Source organism: Halococcus morrhuae DSM 1307 (assembly GCF_000336695.1).
In the GTDB taxonomy this organism is placed as follows: Archaea; Halobacteriota; Halobacteria; order Halobacteriales; family Halococcaceae; genus Halococcus; species Halococcus morrhuae.
Genome location: NZ_AOMC01000135.1, coordinates 15,774 through 33,912 on the forward strand (window position 1 = coordinate 15,774; position 18,139 = coordinate 33,912).

Genomic DNA, 18,139 nt, shown 5'->3' on the forward strand with positions numbered 1-18,139 from the left:
GTTATTCGCGGACCGTCAACCAAATGTATGAACGAGGACGCGGAGCCGGTCCATCGTCGGCTCGTCATCACGGGGTCGGGCATCGCAGGACTGACGGCGGCCATCTACGCTGCACGCGCGAACAACGACCCGCTGGTCCTGGAGGGCGACGAACCGGGCGGTCAGCTCACGCTCACGACCGACGTCGCCAACTACCCTGGATTCCCCGAGGGGATCGGCGGGACGGAGCTCATCAACGAGATGAAAGAACAGGCGAAGCGCTTCGGCACCGAGATCGAACACGGCGTCATCGAATCCATCGACGATGCCGAACGTCCATACGAGCTCACGCTCGCGAGCGGCAAGCGCTACACGGCCGACGCCGTCATCGTCGCCAGCGGCGCGAGCGCGCGCACGCTCGGCGTCCCCGGCGAGGACGAACTCATGGGCTACGGCGTCTCGACCTGTGCCACGTGTGACGGCGCGTTCTTCCGCGGCGAGGAGATGCTCGTCGTCGGCGGCGGCGACGCCGCGATGGAGGAAGCGACCTTCCTCACGAAGTTCGCCTCGAAGGTCCACCTCGTCCACCGGCGCGAGGAATTCCGCGCCGAGGACTACTGGATCGAGCGCCTCGAAGAACACGTCGAGGAGGGCGATATCGAAGTGATGCGGAACACCGAGCTCGCCGAGATCCGTGGCTCGCCCGAGGAGGGTGTCGAGGACGTCTCGCTACTCACCAATCCCGAGGGTCATCCGAGCGAGAAGCGCGACGATCCACAGACCGAGGAGTTCGATTTCGACGTCGGGGCCGTCTTCCTCGCCATCGGTCACACCCCGAACACCGACTACCTCCGCGACACGAGCGTCGAGATGGACGACGCCGGCTATCTCACCACCGCGGGCGGTACGGGCGGCGGCCAGACCCACACTGACGTCCCCGGTATCTTCGGCGCTGGCGACGTGGTCGATCACCACTACCAGCAGGCCGTGACCGCCGCCGGGATGGGGAGCAAGGCCGCCCTCGACGCCGACACGTATCTCGAAACCCATGCGGACGAAGCGCAGACGGCACCGCTGGCCGAATCCGACGACTGATCACTCGACGGCGTAGCGACAGAGCACGCCGTCGTCGACGCGCTCGACGTCTTTGAGGTCGAGAGCCGGAAATTCATCGACGAACCCCATACCATCGGCGAGCGTCGGCGCATCGCGACCACCGATCAGGAGCGAGCCGACGAAGAGCGACAGTTCGTCGACGAGTCCCGCCTCGAACGCCGAAAAGAGGATCTCGCCGCCACCCTCGACGAGCAGTCGGTCGATCCCCTCGGCTTCGAGCGCGGCGAACCCCACCGCAAGATCGACCCGCTCGTCGCCGGCGACGAGGAGTTCCGTACCAGCGTCTCGAAGCACAGTGCGTCGATCTTCGGGTGCCGATTCGCCGACCAGCACGTAGCTCACGGCGGCGTCGTCGAGCACGCGGCCGTCCGGCGGTGTACGAGCACGCGTGTCGACGACCACGCGAGCGGGGTGGGGTGGTTTGCCGGCCTCACGACGCTCCGCGCGCAGGTCGGGATCCTCGACGGTGAGATGGGGATCGTCGGCGCGTACCGTCCCGCCGCCGACGAGCACCGCGTCGCAGGACGCCCGAAGCGCGTCGACGCGCGCGAAATCGTCGGGGCCACTGATGACGACCTGCTCGCGCCGGCGCGAGGAGAGTTTGCCGTCGGCACTCATCGCTGCGTTGGCCACGACGTGCATGGAGACGGTAGCCGACGACCCCGAAAGCCGCTTTCGATGCCATGGGATGTGGACGGGATCGAATCGTGAGCCGTCAGAAGCGTCGAAATCGGCGTCTGCAGCGCGGATGGACGAACGGGAGGAGATAAGTGCGCGCGTGGCGTTCGACTCTACCGAACAGCATGGCAGGGACGACTCGTCGAGCGGTGCTCAAGGCTCTCGGGGTGGTCGGTATCGGTTCCGGTGCGGCATACGGTGCGCTCCAGATGGAACCGAGCGAGAGCGCCGTCAACGGCTCGAACGAAACTCAAGCGACCACGACCGCCGAGCGAACACGGACGAACGCAGCCGCGACGCCGACACCATCGACCTGGCGGCTCGGAGAGGTGGGCCGGTCACAGCTCTCCTCGTCGGTCGGCGGGTTCGCCGAAGGCTCCGTTCGCCCCGACGGGCGCTACGCGGCCGTCGGGACCCGGTTTTCGGGTACCGGAAGCTATCTCGTCGATCTGGAGGACCCGAGCGCGCCCGAGCTCGTTCATCACTTCCCGGCCGACGACGGCGTGCGCTGTCTCGACGTCAAGTTCGGACCTAAGAAGGGGCTATACTGTCGGAGCAACCACCCGGCCGGCGACTCCGGCGTCCAGATCGTCGACTACGGGTTCGCCGAGGGAACGCCGGAATCGCCACAGGTCATCGGCGAACTCAACGCCAGCGGGACGCACAACCTGTTCGTTCGCTCGAACGAATCGGTCGTCTACGCGGTCAACTACGGCGACGATCCGAACATCGGCGGCATCGACGTCTGGGACGTCTCCGATCCACGCTCGCCACAACAGCACGGCACCGCCGGCCCGCCCGGCCTGGCACACGACGTCGTCTACGACGCGAAACGCGAACTGCTCCACTGTGCGTACATGGGCGAGATGGCCGACGGCTACGTGCTGCTCGACGCGAGCGACCCGTTGAAGCCGAACCAGGTGGGTCACTTCGACTACGACAAGCATCCCTCCTACGCCAACAGCGAGGTCGGCGAGGAGGCGTTCGGGAACTGCCACTACGCGCTGCCCGACCCGCACCGCGATCTCGTGGTCGTCGGCGACGAACGTTCCTACGGGACGCCGGGCGGTAAACACGTCTTCGACATCGGCTGGCGCGACGGCTCGATCGAGAACCCGATCCCCATCGGGTTCACCGTCTCGCCGAACGCCGAGCGCATGGAATCGGGCGACGACGGGACGGACGATCAGACAGAACGCTTCGACTGGACCGGCCACCAGTTCGATATCGTTCCGCTGGCGGACGCCACGCTGGTGGTGAGCGGCGACTGGCACGAGGGCACGGTTCTCTACGACATCACCGATCCGACGGACCCGCATCCGATCGACAGCCAGCGCACCGACGCGCCCGCGGTGCCGAATCCGGCAGAGGATCTCCAGGTGTTCGGCGAGCCGCCGATGGCTTACAGCGCCACGTACAACCAAAAGCGCGGGTTCGCGCTGACGAGCGATCTCTTCACCGGGATCTACACCTACCGCATCGACGGCGTCGCCGGCACCGAGACGGCGGCGAGCACGACCGAGAACGACTGACTGCGGGCGCGAACGCTTTAGTTCGTTCCGCTCCGAAGACAGGTGATGACACTCGACGATCATGCCGAGGAGCTCGCCTCCGCCCTCGGTGTCGACAAAGAGGAGGTCAAAGCGGATCTGCAGAACCTGGTGGAGTACAGCGTACCGATGGAGGAGGCCAAGAACAGTCTCCGGCGGAAGTACGGCGACGACACGGATGGTGGAGCCCCTGCGAGCAAGGCCATCGCCGACGTCTCGACGGGCGACGGCTCGGTGACGGTTCGCGGGCGAGTGCTCACGGTCGGCAAGCGCTCGATCCGCTACCAGGGCGACGAGCTCGTGATCTTCGAGGGTGAGCTCGCCGACGAATCAGGAAAGATCTCCTACACGGCCTGGGAAGACTTCGAGCTCGCGCCGGGCGATACGATCGAGGCACACGGGGCCGGCGTCCGCGAGTGGGAGGGTAATCCCGAACTCAACCTCGGCTCGGAGACGACCGTCGCGTTCGCCGACGATCACCTGGATGTTCCCTACGAGATCGGTGGCGAAAGCACGCTCGCGGAGCTCGTGCCGGGCGATCGCGGGCGCACGCTCGCGGTTCGCGTCGCCGAGGTCGAGGAGAAGGTCATCGACGGACGCGACGGCGAGACGGAGATCCTGAGCGGCGTCGTCGCCGACGAGTCGGGACGATTGCCGTTCACCGACTGGAACCCCCACGAAGGAATCGACGAGGGGGCCTCGGTCCGCATCGAGAACGCCTACGTCCGCGAATTTCGTGGCGTTCCCTCGGTGAACGTCGCCGAGTTCTCGACGATCGAGCCGCTCGACGAGACGATCGAGGGCGGCGAGAACGCACCGCGGATGAGCGTCCACGAGGCGATCGCCACCGGCGGGCTGTTCGACGTGACGATCACCGGCAGCCTGCTCGCGGTCCGGGACGGCTCCGGACTCATCCAGCGCTGCCCGGAGTGCGGGCGCGTCATCCAGCGGGGTGAGTGCCGCGCACACGGCGATGTCGACGGCGAGGACGACCTGCGCGTGAAGGCCATCGTCGACGACGGGACGGCGTCGCTCACGGCCGTGCTCGACGCCGACCTCACTGAAGAGGTCTACGGCGGCGATGTCGAGGACGCGCGCGAGGCCGCCCGGGACGCGATGGATCAGGAGGTGGTGGCCGACGAGATACGCGAGTCGATCGTCGGTCACGAGTTCCGCGTGCGGGGCACGCTCTCGATCGACGACTACGGCGCGAACCTGGAAGCGACGGAGTTCGCGCCCCGCGACGACGACCCCGCCGAGCATGCGCGAACGCTGCTCGCCGAGGTCGACGAGGCGGGCGGGGCGGAGGTGGCCGAATGAGCAGCCGGCCGAACCGCGAGACCGCCTATCGGGTCTTCGCGGCCGAGTTCGACGATGCGACCCTCTCGTACGCCGAGAGCGACGAGGAGCGCGCACCGAACTACGTCGTGACGCCGACCGGCGCGCGACTCAACCGCCTGTTCGCCGTGGGTGTCCTCACCGAGATCGAGGCAGTCAACGACGAGCAGCTGCGCGCCCGGGTCGTCGACCCCACGGGTGCGTTCGTCGTCTACGCCGGCCAGTACCAGCCCGAGGCGCTCTCCTTCCTCGAACGCGCCGAGACCCCTGCGTTCGTCGCCGTCGCGGGCAAGGCGCGGACGTTCCAGCCCGAGGACTCCGATCGGGTGTTCACCTCGATCCGACCGGAAAGCCTGAACGAGGTCGACGCCGCCACGCGCGACCGCTTCGCCGTCGATGCCGCCGAACTGACCCTCGAACGCGTCCGGACGATGCGCGCGGCGCGCGACCGCGACGAGCGCGGCGATGCGCTCCGCGATGCGCTCGAAGACGAGGGTATCGAACGAGGGCTGGCCGCCGGGGTCCCGCGCGCGCTCGCTCACTACGACACGACGCCGGCGTATCTCGACGCCGCCCAGGAACTCGCACTCGACGCGGCGCGAGTGGTCGCTGGCGAGCGCGAGGAAGTCGGCCCGCTCGACGTCGCACCGGAAGGCCGATCGACCGGGGGCGATGCAGCGGTCGAACGTTCCGAACCAGCTGATTCGGAAAACGGTAGCGACCCCGACGCGGCGATCGCGACCGGTGATGAAGCCGACGCGGAGCCAGCGATCGGGACGGACGACGAGATTGCGGCCGAGAGCACGGATACGGACGACGGGATCACATCCGGAACGGATTCGACGGGTGATACGGAGCGCGAAACGGGCATCGAAGCCGAACCGGATGCCGAGGGCGAATTCGACGAACCCGAACCCGCCGAAACGACGGAGCAAGCACGATCCGAAGACGAACACGGAGACGAGAGCGGGGACGAAGCCGACGAGCCGTTCGGCGAGATCGGCGGAACCGACGAGGAAATCGCTCCAGAGGCGGATGATGAGGGGGTCATCGAGACGGACGACGAGGAAGCGATCGAGGCCGACGTCGACGATCCGGAGGAGTTCGAGATCGATCCCGACGAGCGCGAGCGGATCGAGGAGGAGTTCGGCACCGACTTCGAGAGCGCCGCCGAGGTGGGTGGGCCGGGCGAAGCCGATATCGAGACGCCGGGACCCGAGGAGATGGACGAAGCGGGTCCCGAATCGACCGATTCCGTTCCCGATACCGAACCTGCGTCAGAGCGCGAGAATGAAGGCGAAAGCGCCGGAGCCGCCGCTGACGACGGAACCGATGGAACCGACGATGTCGGTGAGAACGATGAGTCGGAAGCGGCCGAGGACGATCCCGATCCCGAAGAGGCGGTCGTCGCGGCGATGGCGGCGCTGAACGAGGGCGACGGCGTCGATCGGGAGGCGGTCGTCGAGCATGCCGTCGCGGAGTACGGTCTCACGCCCGAAGCGGCCGACGACGGGATCCAAGAAGCGCTGATGAGCGGCGAGTGCTACGAGCCCGACGACGACAGGCTCAAACCGATCTGATGGGCGGGAAGGGTCGCGTCGAGCCGATTCCGGGCGAACCGGCCGCCGTCGTCGAGTGCGGCGAGCGCGTGCTCTGCATCGCGGACTACCACGCCGGGCTCGAAGCCGCACTCCGGTGGGAGGGTGTCTCGCTACCGAGCCAGGCCGACGAACGCCGCGGGCACGTGCTCTCGCTCGTCGAGACGACGGCACCCGAACGGGTCGTGTTCCTCGGCGATCTCGCCCACTCGATTGGCGGTTCGCGCGGCGATGAGCGCGAGGAGCTCGAAACGCTGCTGTCCGCGCTCGCCGAGCGCGTTCCAGTCACGCTCGTCAAGGGCAACCACGACGGCGAGATCGAGTCGCTCGCCGAGGAGTTCGGCGTGACCGTGACGCCCACCGACGGCATCCGTGTCGGCGGCGTGGGATTCGCCCACGGACACACCTGGCCGAGCGAGCGAGTGCTCGAAGCGGATGTGGTCTGTATCGGCCACGAACACCCGACCGTCCGGCTCGAAGACGAGGGGGGCGGGAGTCGGGCCGAGCGTGCGTGGCTCCGTGGGTCGCTCGCGCCGGAGCAATTCGAGGACCACCACGACACCGAGTTGGCGATCGACGGCGAGCTCGTGGTGTTCCCGTCGTTCAACGATCTCTCCGGTGGGACGTGGGTGAACGTCGAGGGCCAGGAGTTCCTCGCGCCGTTTCTGCCCGACGGGCTCGCGAACGGCGAGGCGTATCTGCTCGACGGGACGCGTCTCGGCGATTACGCGCGACTGTAATCGACGAATCGTCCCACAGTCCCACCCAGGACGAGCACGAATGCGATGGTGACGAGCACGACGCTCGCCGGTTCCACCGTTCCGGTATCGCTGCCGAGCCCCAGTGCGTCGATTCCCACACCGAGCAGAAGCGAGAGACTCCCGACGAGCAGTCCCATACCGAGCCATAGACGACGCCGGACGAGGAGCTCAGCGAGCGACTGGATGAAAATGAGGCTCCCGACACCGAAGAGACAAGCCGGATAGAGGAGTTCGACCTCCATGTTCCCAATACACAGGATGATGTGAAAAATGGTGGGTACGGAGGAATCAGTGTATCGGTGTGTACGGCGTGGAACGGAGTTCTTAATCGGCTCGCACCCATAGAAAATCCAATGGCAGATAGCGAGGCCGCCGCCGATCTGGCGGCCTTCACACATCTCGGCGAGCAGGTCAGGGCAGCGCTCTCCGAGCGCGGGTTCACGACCCCGACCGAGCCACAGCGCAAGGCGATCCCGCCGCTCGCCGACGGGCAGGACGGGCTCGTGATCGCACCGACGGGCACAGGGAAGACCGAGACCGCGATGCTCCCGGTGTTCGACGCGCTCGCGGGCGAGGACCGGTTCGGGATGCAGGCGCTCTACATCACCCCGCTCAGGGCGCTCAACCGCGACATGCGCGACCGGCTCGACTGGTGGGGCGAACAGTTGGAGCTCGACATCGACGTGCGCCACGGCGATACGACCCAGTACCACCGCCAGAAGCAGGCCGAGGACCCGCCGGACGTGCTCGTGACCACGCCCGAGACGCTCCAGGCGATGCTCACGGGGAAGAAGCTCCGCAAAGCGCTCGGGGACGTCTCGCACGTCGTGATCGACGAGGTTCACGAGCTCGCGGCGTCGAAACGCGGCGCGCAGCTCACGATCGGGCTCGAACGCCTCCGCGAGCTCGCGGGGGAGTTCCAGCGCATCGGCCTGTCGGCGACCGTCGGCGATCCCGGCGAGGTCGGGAAGTTCCTCACCGGCGGGCGAGAGTGCGCGCTCATCGAGGTCGACGTCGGCAGCCGGCTCGATGTCCGAGTGCGCAAGCCACGGGTCACCGACGAGGACGAAACGCTGGCGGCGGAGCTCGCGAGCGATCCCGACCTCGCGAGCCACGTTCGGGCGATCCGTGATCTCGTCGCCGACAACGAATCCACACTGATCTTCGTCAACACGCGCCAGACGGCCGAAGCGCTCGGCTCGCGCTGCAACGCGCTCGATCTTCCTATCGGTGTCCATCACGGCTCGCTCTCGAAGGAGGCCCGGATCGAGGTCGAGGACGGCTTCAAAGCCGGCGAACTGGATGGGTTGTTGTGTACCTCGTCAATGGAGCTCGGTATCGACGTGGGCCGCGTCGATCACGTGATCCAGTACCAGAGCCCGCGCGAGGTCGCACGCCTCCTCCAGCGGGTGGGCCGGGCAGGCCATCGCTCGGACCGACTCTCGTCTGGCACCGTGCTGACCACCCGACCAGACGACACGCTCGAAGCGCTCGCCATCTGCCGGCGCGCCCACGAAGGGCTGGTCGAGCCAGCGGAGATCCACCACGGCAGCCTGGATACGGTCGCCAACCAGATCGTCGGGTTCGTCATGGATTTCGGCGAAATCGGCGCACGCCAGGCCTACGAGATCGTCACGCGTGCCTACCCGTTCCGCGATCTCGGCGAGGAGACGTTCCGCGAGATCGTCCGCGAGCTGTCGGGCAACCGGATCCTCTGGCTCGACGAGGAGCAGGATCAGCTCGAAAAGTCCGGCGGGTCGTGGCAGTATTTCTACGCCAACCTCTCGATGATCCCCGACGAGGAGACGTACACGGTCTCGGACGTCGCCTCCGGGCGGACGATCGGCACGCTCGACGAACGGTTCGTCGTCAACTTCGCGGGCCCGGGCGAGACGTTCATCCAGCGCGGCGAGATGTGGCGCATCGCGGAGGTCGACGACGAGGAGAGCGAGGTGAAGGTCAGCCCGATCGAGGACCCCGCCGGCGAGATCCCCTCGTGGACCGGCCAAGAGATCCCGGTACCGCGAGCGGTCGCCGGCGAGGTCGGCGAGATCCGGGGAACGGTCGGCGAGTCGTTCGCCGACGGCGCGTCGCGGGCTGCGGTGGCCGACGATCTCGCTGACCGCTATCCGACCGACGAGTTCACTGCGAGCGAGGCGCTTGACCCGCTCGAAAAGCAGATCGAGGCGGATGGTCCGATGCCCACGGGCGATCGGATCGTCGTCGAATCCGAACCCCGGTCGATCGTCGTGAATGCCTGTTTCGGCCACACGACCAACGAGACCCTCGGGAGGGTTCTGTCGGCGCTGCTCGGCCAGCGAACCGGCTCCTCCGTGGGCATGGAGATCGACCCCTATCGCATCGAACTCGACGTGCCGCGCGCGGTGCGCGGGAGCGATGTCGTCGAGATCCTGAACGAGACAGCACCGGAGCACGTCGCGGGGCTCATCGAACTCAGCCTCAAGAACTCCGACGCGCTGAAGTTCAAACTCGCACAGGTCGCGGCGACGTTCGGCGCGCTCAAATCCTGGCAGAGCGACAGTCGATTCGGCCGCGGACGGCTGCTCGCGGCGCTCCAGGACACGCCGGTCTACGACGAGGCCGTCCGCGAGGTCTTTCACGACGATCTCTCGATCGACGACGCCGGCGACGTGCTCGCGGGTGTTCAGTCCGAGGAGATCGACCTCGTGACCCACAGCGGACACACCCCCGTGGGAATCGACGGGCGCTCGTCGGGCAAGGAGCTGCTCGCGCCCGAGAACGCCGACGCGAGCGTCATCGACACGGTGCGAGAGCGGATCCAGGAGGATCGAATGCGACTGTTCTGTCTGCACTGCCAGGAGTGGGAGCGCACGCAGGAGGTGCGGCGGATCCCCGATCAGCCCGAATGCCCGCTCTGTGGCTCGACGCGCATCGCGGCGCTCAACCCGTGGGCCGAGGAGGTCGTCGAGGCGATCAAAACCGGCGAGAAGGACGACGAACAGGAAAAGCAGACCGAGCGGGCGTACCAGGCCGCGACGCTCGTCCAGAGCCACGGCAAGCAGGCGGTCATCGCGCTCGCCGCCCGCGGCGTCGGTCCGCACAACGCCGCCCGCATCATCGCCAAACTCCGCGAGAACGAGGACGACTTCTACCGGGATATCCTCTCTCAGGAGCGCCAGTATGCACGCACACAGTCTTTTTGGGGGTAGGCCGTCGCTGGGCGGTCTCGTGGGATGGCTCGTCGTGCGGTCGCCGGCAGGCGACCGTTCGCAAGCTCCTACAGCTTCCAGTAGGAGCGACGACTTCTACCGGGGTATCCTCTCGCAGGGGCGTCAGTACGCTCGCACGCAGTCCTGTTGGGGCTGATCTGTGCTTTTGGACCGGTCTATGGCGAAAGATGTACCCCGTGACCGGATTTCCGTAATCGCTATGTGACGGTCCGAACAGGTCCTCTCATGGTCGGGTTGCCGTCCCGTCGCTGGCTCGTCCGGGGGCTGCTCGGGGTTGTCGTGCTCTCGTTGGTGCTCCTCAGCGGCGTGTTGACGCTCTCGTACGACGAACCGACGTTCAAACGCGGCGTCACGAGCACCACGCCCGACAGCGAAACGGTCATTTCGAGTCAGGGCTGGCACGCCCAGGGGATGTCGCTCCAGAGTCGTCCCGCACGGCTCGTCTCGGTCGACGAGAACGGATCGGTGAACTGGACCCACGACGGTCCCGACGACCGGACGAACTGGTTCTACGATGTCGATCCGTTACCGAACGGCAACCTGCTCGTCGTCAACCCCGTCCGGGGGACGACCATCGTCTACGAGTTCGACCCCGATAGTCGGGAACGGGTCTGGACCGAGCGGTTCGACAGTCCGGACATCCACGACGTCGATTTGATCAACGGTGACGAACTGCTCGTCGCAGGCATCAACTACGACACCGGCTCGACGAGCAACGACAGCGTGTTCGTCTACAACCGGACGACCGAGAACGTGACCTGGGAGTGGCAGTTCAAGAACCACTACCCGGCGACCGCCGACGACGGGATCGGGACGAAGGACTGGACGCACGTCAACGATGTCGACGAGTTCCGGGAGGGCGAGTTCCTCGTCTCGGTGCGCAACATGGACCAGGTCATCGCCGTGAATCGCTCGACGAAAGAGATCGATCTGCGCCTCGGCAGCGACGACGATCATGCGGTGATGTTCGAACAGCACAACCCCACCTATCTCGATGGTACGAACGGTACACCGACGATACTGGTGGCCGATTCCGAGAACGATCGGATCGTCGAGTACGTGCGCACGGGCGGCCCACCGGGCAACGGAAGCTGGAAGCGCACGTGGACGCTTTCGGGTGGGCTGAACTGGCCGCGCGACGCCGATCGCCTCCCGAACGGCAACACGCTCGTCGTCGATTCGATGAACCATCGGGTGATCGAGGTCACGCCGGCGGGCGAGATCGTCTGGGAGATGCACGCGCCCTGGGCGACCTACGACGCCGAACGAGTGGCCCACGGCGACGAGCCGAACGGGCCGACGATCCGCGAGCAGAACGCCACCGGGGCCGTGACTCTCCACGGCGGGAGCCGCGAGACGGCCCTCCCCTCAATCCCACGCGTGGTCGACGGCGTGGTGTCCACGACACCGCTCCCGGGCGAACTCACCGAGCTCGCCGTGCGCTGGAAACACGTCGCGCCGTGGCTCAAACCGACGTGGCTGCCGACCTGGGCCTTCACGGTTCTCGGCGTAGGGCTACTTGTTTCGCTCGTCTGGGCCGTCGGCGAGGGCGTCTATCAGCGCCGACGCATCCATCGACGGCTCGCGCGGACGGTCGGCGGCGTTCGTGACGGTCTGAAACGCCAGTGAGCGGAGTGGTCGAGCCGTCCCGGGTATCGAAAAAACACTTATCGTTCCGGTCGCGGTAGGACAGCCATGAGCACACCGGACATCCAGGAGTGCGTCGACTGCGTCGCGCCGGCCGACGCGTTCGCGCTCATCGGGAACGAGACCCGATTGAGCATCCTCGAAGCGCTCTGGCGGGCCGAGGAGGAGCCCGTCCGCTTCTCGACGCTCAACGAGATGGTCGGCATGCGCGACAGCGCGCAGTTCAACTACCATCTCGGAAAACTCACCGATCAGAGCCCGTCTAAGAATTCCGCACTACCCGTCACCCGATATCGCCTGAAGTCACTGCTGTACGATTCGGCAGACCGATCCGTCAGCGTCGACAAAAAGGGAACCGGGCNGAGCCCGTCTAAGAATTCCGCACTACCCGTCACCCGATATCGCCTGAAGTCACTGCTGTACGATTCGGCAGACCGATCCGTCAGCGTCGACAAAAAGGGAACCGGGCTCAGTTACCCGGCGATCGCGTCCGCCACTTCGTGGCCGTCCGGCCCCCGGCCGGACCGCCACAGTTTCAGCAGGTTGTGTGTTGCCGAAAACAACGACCCCTCCGCTTGTGCCCCTGTCTCCCCGCGTAACAGGAATCGGTCGCAGCCGCGGGTGACATGCTGACCGAACACTGCTTCGACGCTTTGGCTGCGCTTGCGGTAGATGCCTCTGCCTCGTTTCGTCCGAAGCTTCCGCTCCATGCGTTCTTTCAGCCCGTACCACTTGGGGATCCGCCCTCGCGGCGGATCCGCCTCCCGAAGCTCNCGTTTCGTCCGAAGCTTCCGCTCCATGCGTTCTTTCAGCCCGTACCACTTGGGGATCCGCCCTCGCGGCGGATCCGCCTCCCGAAGCTCCTTCCGTCGCTTCCAGTCTTTGGTCGTGGCGATGAACAGTTCCGTCTGCTCATCCGCTAACTGCGCGTTCGCTTTGCTCCAGTAGCCAGCGTCGGCAAGCGCCTTCTCCGGGCGCTTGCCGTTCACCTCCTCGCAGTTCTCCAGCATCGGTTCGAGTTGCTGGACGTCGTTTGCGTCAGTAGTGATGTCCTGAGTGACGATGACCTGGGTGTCGCAGTCCACTATTGCTTGGCCGTTGTAGCCCTGTTTCCAGCCGTTGCTGGTTTTGAGNGTGGGCTTCCGGCCTCGTTTCTTTCGACCCATTTCGTCCTCCTCGCGTTCTCTCTGGCGGATTTTCTCGGCTTGTTCCTCCTTGCGTTGCTGTTCTTTGGCGTCGAGTCGGTGCTTGGCTTCCCGCAGTCGATTCAATCGGTCCTCTTGCTCCCGGAGTTCCTCCGGGAGCTCGTCTCCACGCTGGTGCGGGCCGTATTCCTCGTCTTCGACCGCGTCAATCTCGGCGGCTTCGTCGAGGATGTCGTGGATTTCGTCGGTTATCTGCTCACGAGTGCGATTTTGGTCGAGTGCGGCGTCGCCTTGGACGCGACGGCCGTCCAAGGCGACTTCACCCATCTCGGCCATGCCGGCTTCCCGGCAGAGGCGAAGAATCTCAACGAAGAGGTGCTCGAACTCCTCGCGGTGGTTCTTGCGGAAGAGGCTGATCGTGCGGAAGTCAGGGTGTTGATTCGCGGCAAGGTAACGAAAAGCGACGTCGCGTTCGAGGAGGCGGTCGAGTTTGCGGGAGCTGCGGATACCGATACAGTAGCCGAAGACGAGGATTTTGAGCATCATCACGGGATGGAAGGGCGGCCGGCCACGGCCGTCCGCCCGATCGTCGGGATAGAACGGATCGAGTCGGCCCTCGTTGTCGAGATGATCGATGACGTCGGAGACGTAGCGTTCGAGGCTATCCTCTTCGACCCACTCCGCGACGTTCTTCGGCAGGAGGTGTTGCTGATCTTGGTCGTATCGGATGAAATTAGACGTCACGGATGAATCCTTACGCTATACAGGAGTTTCCGCTAGATAAAATCTACGTCATGTGAACTCGGAACCCGCAGAATCTGATTTCCCTGTCGATGTTTCTTGGACANACAGGAGTTTCCGCTAGATAAAATCTACGTCATGTGAACTCGGAACCCGCAGAATCTGATTTCCCTGTCGATGTTTCTTGGACAGGCTCATCAGTACGTGCGAAAGGTCGAGGAGGGGTACGAGCTCCGCACCGCCGGCGCGAAGGTCGTCCGCGCGGTGCTCGCGGGGTCGTTCACCGAACACCCACGGGTCGAGCCGTTCGTGATCGCGGACGGCTGCACCCGGTGTGGCGAACCGCTCGTCGCGAGCTACGAGGAGGAGATGCTCGCGCTCGACTGTCCCGACTGCGGCCGTGCTCACGGCGAGTACTCCTTCCCGCCGGGCGGGCTCAACGACCGCACGAACGAGGAAGTCCTCGAAGCGTTCGACCAGCGGGTGCGCCATCTCCACTGTCTCGCCAAGGACGGCGTCTGTCCCGAGTGTAGCGGACGGATGACCACCACGATATCGGACGAGGGCGAGTGCTGTCTCGGGGTTGGCCTCCGCGCCGATCACGTCTGCGAACAGTGTGATCACAGCCTCTGCTCGGCGATCGGGCTGAGTCTGCTCGATCGCTCGCCGGTCGTCGCCTTCCACCGCGATCACGACGTCGACCTTGGCGCGACGCCCTATTGGAAACTCGACTGGTGCGTGAGCGACGACCTCACTACTGTGCGCTCGACCGATCCCTGGGAGCTCGAACTCGCCATCGACCTCGACGACGAACGACTCCACGCGACCCTCGACGGCGACCTCTCGCTCGTCGAGACCCGCCGCAGCGCGATCTGAACGGCCTCCTCCTGAAATCGATTTCAGTAACGCGCGTTACAAAATGTATTTCAAATTATATTTTTTGCGGGGCGGCCCCTCTCACTACACGTATGAGGGGACGAACGACGCGACACGGCCGGACCGAGCGGAACCGACGACTGAACGCACGAGTTAGTTCCCAAGATGTGGCACTCGTCTACGCGGCGATGGCGCTCGTTCTCGTTCTCCTCTGGCTGCTCACCAACCCGGCGCTCGCTGCGGGTCTCGCACTGCTCGTTGGATCGATGGCCCTGCTGATGCGGCGCGGACGGCGGATCGTTCGGAGCTTCCTGCGGGCGCGACGAGCGGCCTGAACGCGGATTCTCTTACTCGGCTTTTCGATCGGTCACTCGAACGTCGGCGTGATCGACTCGCCAGCATCCTCGAAGTGCTCCGCCGTGATGCGCACCTCGTCGGCGTGTGCGGTGGCGTCTTCTGGACTGTGCTCGCCGGCGACCTCGCGGATGGCGGCCATCGAGGCCGCCCGGCAGAGCGCTTCGATGTCGGCCCCGGAGTATCCCTCTGCGTCGGCGGCCAGTCGATCGATATCGACGTCCTCGGCGACGGGTTTGTCGTCGGTGTGGACGGCGAAGATCGCCCTACGGGCGGCCTCGTCGGGAGCCGGCACCTCGATGTGGGTTTCGATGCGGCCCGGCCGGAGCAGTGCGGGATCGATGGCGTCCATTCGGTTGGTCGCGGCGAGCACCATCAGGTTCGGATTCTCGGCCAGTCCGTCGATCTCGGTCAGGAGTTGTGAGACGACCCGTTCCGTCACCTCGTGATTTTCGCCGCGCCCGCCCGCGACGGCGTCGATCTCGTCGAAGAAGACGATCGCCGGGGCGGCCTGCCGGGCGCGAGCGAACACCTCCCTGACGGCCTTCTCCGACTCGCCGACGTACCGATCGAGCAGTTCCGGCCCGGCCACCGAGATGAAGTTCACGTCGCTCTCGCCGGCGAGCGCGCGGGCGAGCAGCGTCTTCCCCGTTCCGGGCGGCCCGTGGAGGAGCACGCCCGCCGGCGGGTCGGTCGCGGTCGCCTCGAACAGCGCGCTATACGAGAGCGGCCACTCGACGGCCTCGGTGAGCGTGGCTTTCGCGTCATCCAGTCCGCCGACATCGTCGAAGCCCGCATTCGGGCTCTCGGCGACGTACTCGCGCATCGCCGAGGGATCGACGGCCGCCATCGCCGTCTCGAAGTCCGCACGGGTGACGGCGAGCGAATCGCGTTCGGTGCGATGTCTGAGCGCCGCCATCGCCGCCTCGACGGCGAGCGATTCGAGGTCGGCACCGACGAACCCGTGTGTGCGAGCGGCCAGCCGATCGAGATCGACGTCCTCGGCCAGCGGCATCGAGCGGGTGTGCACGTCAAGGACCTCCCGCCGGCCCGCCTCGCCGGGCGCGCCGATCTCGATCTCGCGATCGAACCGTCCGCCCCGGCGGAGTGCCGGGTCGATCGCGTCCACCCGGTTGGTCGCACCGATGACGACGACCTGCCCGCGGCTTTCGAGCCCGTCCATGAGGGTGAGTAGCTGGGCGACGACGCGCGTCTCCATGTCGGCGTCGTCGCCGCGCGCGCTCGCGATCGAGTCGATCTCGTCGATGAACACGACCGAGGGCGCGTTCTCCTCGGCCCGATCGAACGCCTCGCGGAGCTTCTCCTCGGATTCGCCCTTGTATTTCGAGACGATCTCCGGGCCCGAGATCGTCGTGAAGAACGCGTCGACCTCGCCGGCGACCGCCCGCGCGATCAGCGTCTTGCCCGTCCCCGGTGGCCCGTAGAGCAACACGCCGGAGGGCGGCTCGATACCGAGCTCCTGGAACAGTTCGGGTTCGGAAAGTGGGAGTTCGATCATCTCTCTCACCTGGTCGAGTTCATCGTCGAGCCCGCCGATGTCCTCGTAGGTGACCCGAGCCGAGCCATCGCTTGCGTCGGTCGTCCCCGTCGTCGGCGTTGCGTCCGTCGTGGTCGTCGTGTCCGTTTCGAGATCGGCCCCGCCACGGAGCGCGATCATCGTCTCCTGCGTGACGCGGACGGTGCCCTCGGGCGTGGTCGATTCGATCGCGAGCGGTGCCGGCCCGAGCCGTTCGATGCGCAGCTGCTCGCCGGCCTTGATCGGGCGATCGAGCAGCGCACGCGTGACGAGCGCGGTGAGATCGTCGTCCGCATCGAGGGTTTCGGGGACGTCGACGGTCACGCGCGTCGCCTCGGCGACCGTGACGGGCGACACGGTCACGGAGTCGCCGACGGTCACGCCCGCGTTCGTCCGTGTATCGGCGTCGATACGGACTCGATCGCCGGCGAGGTCGCCGCTCGCGGGCCAGACCTTCGCCACCGTGGCGCGCTCGCCGTCGATGACGACCGTGTCGCCGCTCAGCACCCCCAGTGTATGCCGGGCTGCCTCTGGCAGGCGTGCGACGCCCCGGCCCGCATCCCGCTTCTGTGCACCTTCGACAGTAAGTTCGACGCCGTCGACGTCCCCACCGGCCATACACCGACTGACGGACCGACAGCCTTCAGCGTTCCCACTGGGGACAACACCTTTGGTCGTAGATGGTCCACGTCAAGTATGGTGGTCGAAACCGAGCGTGATGGAACCACGTGGCACGAGTGCGAACACTGCGGGCTCATGTTCGACGACGACCAGGAGGCCGAACAGCACGAGGAGGCCTGTGACGCCGAGGAACCGAGCTATCTCCAGTGATCGCTAGTCGCTAATCGCCACCGATATCCGGTGTGTCCTCACCACCGGACGTCTCCGCCGTCGACGCCCCGTCGGCCCACTCGACATCAACGGCAACTTCGTTGGTTCGGAGGAAGGGCGGGGTGGACGGGTCGTTGTACCCGAGATTGAACGGTTCGCCGACGGGTTCGACATCGCTGTCGCCGAGCGAATCCAGGAGCTTCGACGCCTGTCGGCGCGTCCGCCAGTCCGGTCGCCACCACGAGAAGCGCCGTGTCGCAACCGACCGCGGCGACTCGACCGCGAGCGATACTTCCGAACCCGTCGGCCGCGGCGCGGTGTTCGGCGTGTATTTCGCGGGCAAATAGAATCCCATCTGGACGCCGTCGTCGTCCGTGTCAGTACGGACGGGAGCCGTCATCGACACCGATTCGGAATCGGCACCGTTCTCCGTGCGGACGGGCGCGGTCATCTCGATCGATTCGCCTGCCCCCTCGTCCTCACCAGTGTTGTCGGTCCGTACGGGAGCCGTCATCGAGACGTCCGAGCGCGACTCGTTCGCGCCCTGGATGTAATCGAACAGCCGTCCGAACGCCTCGCGCGTCGAGTCGCCGGTGGTCTCGACGCGGACGAGTTCCGGATAGCGCCTGATCTCGGTCCGGTCGTCGATCGTCCGTTCGACGGTGTAGTCGACCCGTTCGGCCGATCGCGAGCGCAGCACTCCGAAGGCGCTCCAGACCGCGAGTGCGCCCCCGGCCGTCGCCACGCCGATGGCCCCGAGTCGTGCTCGATTCATG

Annotated in this window: 15 protein-coding genes and 1 pseudogene; 11 read left to right on the forward strand and 5 right to left on the reverse strand. The window is 66.1% G+C overall.

Annotation, left to right across the window (positions count from 1 at the left end; all coding sequences use genetic code 11):
- The first annotated feature begins 27 nt into the window (after nt 1-27).
- A complete protein-coding gene (locus C448_RS11210) occupies nt 28-1,074 on the forward strand; it encodes an NAD(P)/FAD-dependent oxidoreductase (protein ID WP_004054900.1) in 1,047 nt (348 codons plus the stop codon).
- Here the strand turns inward: C448_RS11210 and C448_RS11215 are convergent, their stop codons facing one another.
- A complete protein-coding gene (locus C448_RS11215; RefSeq protein WP_004054902.1) occupies nt 1,075-1,737 on the reverse strand; it encodes a 2,5-diamino-6-(ribosylamino)-4(3H)-pyrimidinone 5'-phosphate reductase in 663 nt (220 codons plus the stop codon).
- Nucleotides 1,738-1,898: 161 nt separating this feature from the next.
- On the opposite strand from C448_RS11215, the gene C448_RS11220 reads away from it, so the two are divergent.
- The 4 genes from C448_RS11220 to C448_RS11235 are packed head-to-tail and all read left to right on the forward strand — an operon-like array spanning nt 1,899 to nt 6,999.
- On the forward strand, nt 1,899-3,305 hold the full coding sequence (locus C448_RS11220; protein ID WP_004054904.1) for an LVIVD repeat-containing protein: 1,407 nt from the start codon (nt 1,899-1,901) through the stop codon (nt 3,303-3,305).
- Between the two features lie 45 nt (nt 3,306-3,350).
- Nucleotides 3,351-4,643 (forward strand): Single-stranded DNA binding protein, encoded by a 1,293-nt coding sequence (locus C448_RS11225; protein ID WP_004054906.1) that lies wholly within the window; start codon nt 3,351-3,353, stop codon nt 4,641-4,643.
- Nucleotides 4,640-6,241, forward strand: a complete 1,602-nt coding sequence (locus C448_RS11230; RefSeq protein WP_004054907.1) for a hypothetical protein — start codon at nt 4,640-4,642, stop codon at nt 6,239-6,241. Before C448_RS11225 ends, C448_RS11230 begins: the two co-directional genes overlap by 4 nt.
- Nucleotides 6,241-6,999 (forward strand): metallophosphoesterase, encoded by a 759-nt coding sequence (locus C448_RS11235; RefSeq protein ID WP_004054910.1) that lies wholly within the window; start codon nt 6,241-6,243, stop codon nt 6,997-6,999. The genes C448_RS11230 and C448_RS11235 overlap by 1 nt, the downstream gene beginning before the upstream one ends.
- Here C448_RS11235 and C448_RS11240 read toward each other — a convergent pair.
- Nucleotides 6,984-7,262, reverse strand: coding sequence for a hypothetical protein (locus C448_RS11240; RefSeq protein WP_004054913.1), 279 nt, complete (start codon nt 7,260-7,262; stop codon nt 6,984-6,986). The genes C448_RS11235 and C448_RS11240 overlap by 16 nt on opposite strands.
- 111 nt (nt 7,263-7,373) lie before the next feature.
- Here C448_RS11240 and C448_RS11245 point away from each other — a divergent pair, with 111 nt between their 5' ends.
- The 3 genes and pseudogenes from C448_RS11245 to C448_RS16805 all read left to right on the forward strand — a co-directional run.
- Nucleotides 7,374-10,211 carry a DEAD/DEAH box helicase gene (locus tag C448_RS11245; protein ID WP_004054916.1) on the forward strand — a complete coding sequence of 946 codons (2,838 nt, stop codon included), beginning with the start codon at nt 7,374-7,376 and terminating at the stop codon, nt 10,209-10,211.
- Nucleotides 10,212-10,457: 246 nt separating this feature from the next.
- A complete protein-coding gene (locus C448_RS11250; protein WP_004054918.1) occupies nt 10,458-11,861 on the forward strand; it encodes an aryl-sulfate sulfotransferase in 1,404 nt (467 codons plus the stop codon).
- A 66-nt stretch (nt 11,862-11,927) separates the two neighbouring features.
- Nucleotides 11,928-12,131, forward strand: a pseudogene (locus C448_RS16805) (DUF7347 domain-containing protein); the annotation flags it as partial.
- A gap of 221 nt (nt 12,132-12,352) precedes the next feature.
- Here C448_RS16805 and C448_RS15605 read toward each other — a convergent pair.
- Complete coding sequence (locus C448_RS15605) at nt 12,353-13,768, reverse strand: IS1182 family transposase (protein ID WP_152415571.1); 1,416 nt, start codon at nt 13,766-13,768, stop codon at nt 12,353-12,355.
- A gap of 174 nt (nt 13,769-13,942) precedes the next feature.
- Between C448_RS15605 and C448_RS11270 the strand changes: the two genes are divergently transcribed.
- Together C448_RS11270 and C448_RS16175 are read left to right on the forward strand one after the other, a co-directional pair.
- Nucleotides 13,943-14,641 (forward strand): DUF7351 domain-containing protein, encoded by a 699-nt coding sequence (locus C448_RS11270; RefSeq protein ID WP_004054926.1) that lies wholly within the window; start codon nt 13,943-13,945, stop codon nt 14,639-14,641.
- A gap of 167 nt (nt 14,642-14,808) precedes the next feature.
- A complete protein-coding gene (locus C448_RS16175; RefSeq protein ID WP_160162789.1) occupies nt 14,809-14,976 on the forward strand; it encodes a hypothetical protein in 168 nt (55 codons plus the stop codon).
- 32 nt (nt 14,977-15,008) lie between these two features.
- Here C448_RS16175 and C448_RS11275 read toward each other — a convergent pair whose 3' ends face one another.
- Complete coding sequence (locus C448_RS11275; protein ID WP_004054928.1) at nt 15,009-17,150, reverse strand: CDC48 family AAA ATPase; 2,142 nt, start codon at nt 17,148-17,150, stop codon at nt 15,009-15,011.
- A 78-nt stretch (nt 17,151-17,228) separates the two neighbouring features.
- Between C448_RS11275 and C448_RS16930 the strand changes: the two genes are divergently transcribed.
- Nucleotides 17,229-17,363 (forward strand): DUF7128 family protein, encoded by a 135-nt coding sequence (locus C448_RS16930; protein WP_004054930.1) that lies wholly within the window; start codon nt 17,229-17,231, stop codon nt 17,361-17,363.
- Nucleotides 17,364-17,373: 10 nt separating this feature from the next.
- On the opposite strand, the gene C448_RS11285 is transcribed toward C448_RS16930, so the two are convergent.
- On the reverse strand, nt 17,374-18,138 hold the full coding sequence (locus C448_RS11285; RefSeq protein WP_004054932.1) for an SOUL family heme-binding protein: 765 nt from the start codon (nt 18,136-18,138) through the stop codon (nt 17,374-17,376).
- Between the last annotated feature and the right edge of the window lies 1 nt (nt 18,139).